The sequence below is a fragment of the Bacillus sp. GMs2/2 genome (assembly GCF_050172095.1).
GTDB classification, from domain to species: Bacteria; Bacillota; Bacilli; order Bacillales; family Bacillaceae_G; genus Bacillus_A; species Bacillus_A cereus.
Genome location: NZ_JBNLYE010000603.1, coordinates 1 through 1,780 on the forward strand (window position 1 = coordinate 1; position 1,780 = coordinate 1,780).

The following is a 1,780-nucleotide window of genomic DNA, read 5'->3' on the forward strand; positions in this document are numbered from 1 at the left end:
AACAACAATATAATCTTATTAGCTCTACAAGAGAAACTCTATTTTCATTTTTGGAAGAAATCCCACTAGAAAAATTACATAGCACTGTTCCGAATTTCGGGAGCGGTGGCATTATAAAGACACATATTCATGTAGCCGATTGCTATCGATACTGGCTTGGATCATTCGCATTCAAACAAAAACGAGCAGATTTTTCATTCGCTAGTGATTATAAAATTGAGCATGCAGATGTGGAAAAAGTCCGTGCTAGATTTAAGTTAGTAGATGAGACTGTACAACGTTTTTTAGATGAATACAATGACCGTTGGCTCGAAAATATAGCAAATGAAGTAAAGTGGCAAAAAGAACCTTGGAGTACAACACCACTATGGCTTTTAACTCATACAGAAACACATGAATTTCATCATAAAGGACAAATTGTATCAATGGCTAGGCATCTTGGATATACTCCTCCTGATACAGACCTTAGTTAATTCAATGGTCCATGATTACTAAAAAAATTAGAATGAATACAATTCGAGCATGCTTTGAAAACCACTCAAAACATGCTCTTAAAATATTCTATCTTACATTCTCCATTTCCTCATCAATACCAAATAGTCTCCGCATAATTATATGCATCACTATTTGGTATTGCATGTTTCCCCTGCGCTTGTGCCTTTCTTGGATCTAAGTCATATACCATTGGCGTATAGCATGATGTTTGCCCTTTATTTACAACACCATTTCCTCCAGCACTTCCACAAGTGTATGCCTTTCCATCTGTTTTTCTAACAATCCTTGCATCAGCTTCGTTATTATAAACTGCCAGGCGAGTTACAGTAACTTTTGCCCACGCTGTCTTACACGTCGTGCTAAATTTTAATTCCACATAAGAATTTGAATCAATCCACTTCTTTTCTTTCGTTACTGCAGATTGATCACAGCTGTTATAATAAGGACTTTTCCCATCATATGAATGGTCTTCTGCGTATACTTTATCGCTATTAGTCGCGCTAAACATACTAGTTACAACGAGTAAAGATAGCAATAAACATGCACTCGTCTTTTTTAAAAGTTTCATATCATTTCACTCCTTTATTAATAACGTGCTGTTTTCCCGTAACCGTTATTAAACGTAACTGCTTCAGCATCTGCTGTGTATCCGAAATCAGCAGTTAAATCAAATACCATTCCTGTATAAGTGCTCGTTTGACCTGTTTTTATTGTGCCGTTCCCCTGATTAGAAGTAACTGATTTTTGGAATACACCATTTTTGTATTTATTCACAACAGCGTACGCGTACACTCCTCCCGAAACAGCTGGTGCTGGTTGATCTAAAACAAACTTAGCCCATGCTGCATGACATTTATTACTGTAACGTAAATACACTGTCCCTACTTTTTTACTACCTTCATATACAGCTGTAGATTTTGCATTAAATCCATCTGCATCACACGTCGTACTTCCCCCGTATACTTTCGTTGTTGCTGGATTTTTCCCGTCATAATAACTACTTAAATCAGTAGCTGCAAATGTACTTCCTTGAAAACTAAATAATACACCTATACTTGCCGCACTTAACACGCATACTTTCATTAACTTTTTAAACATTTTAAATTCCTCCTCACAATAAGTACGTATACTAAAGACAAGCTATACCGCTATGTAAGTCCTCCTTTCACACTTCCTAGAGGCATCTTACAGAAACGAATAAACGTTGTAAATTCCCTTATGATTATTGGAATATACGAAGAATTTTACTTATCCTTGTAAGAAAAAAAGTTGAGAAATACACATT

The 1,780-nt window shown here is 36.0% G+C and carries 3 protein-coding genes; 1 reads left to right on the forward strand and 2 read right to left on the reverse strand.

The window, feature by feature from the left end:
- Positions 1-473, forward strand: a 473-nt coding sequence (locus ACQGS6_RS27800; protein ID WP_426965983.1) for a DinB family protein, incomplete at its 5' end; no start/stop codon positions are given.
- A 113-nt stretch (positions 474-586) separates the two neighbouring features.
- Here ACQGS6_RS27800 and ACQGS6_RS27805 read toward each other — a convergent pair.
- Together ACQGS6_RS27805 and ACQGS6_RS27810 are read right to left on the reverse strand one after the other, a co-directional pair.
- Positions 587-1,063, reverse strand: a complete 477-nt coding sequence (locus ACQGS6_RS27805; protein WP_000771159.1) for a DUF2690 domain-containing protein — start codon at positions 1,061-1,063, stop codon at positions 587-589.
- A gap of 17 nt (positions 1,064-1,080) precedes the next feature.
- Positions 1,081-1,593, reverse strand: a complete 513-nt coding sequence (locus ACQGS6_RS27810; RefSeq protein ID WP_000473732.1) for a YjfA family protein — start codon at positions 1,591-1,593, stop codon at positions 1,081-1,083.
- Positions 1,594-1,780 lie beyond the last annotated feature (187 nt).

Bases quoted from the DNA above. Each gene is read 5' to 3' on its own strand.
- ACQGS6_RS27810 (WP_000473732.1), bottom strand. From the start codon at position 1,593: ATGTTTAAAAAGTTAATGAAAGTATGCGTGTTAAGTGCGGCAAGTATA.
- ACQGS6_RS27805 (WP_000771159.1), bottom strand. From the start codon at position 1,063: ATGAAACTTTTAAAAAAGACGAGTGCATGTTTATTGCTATCTTTACTC.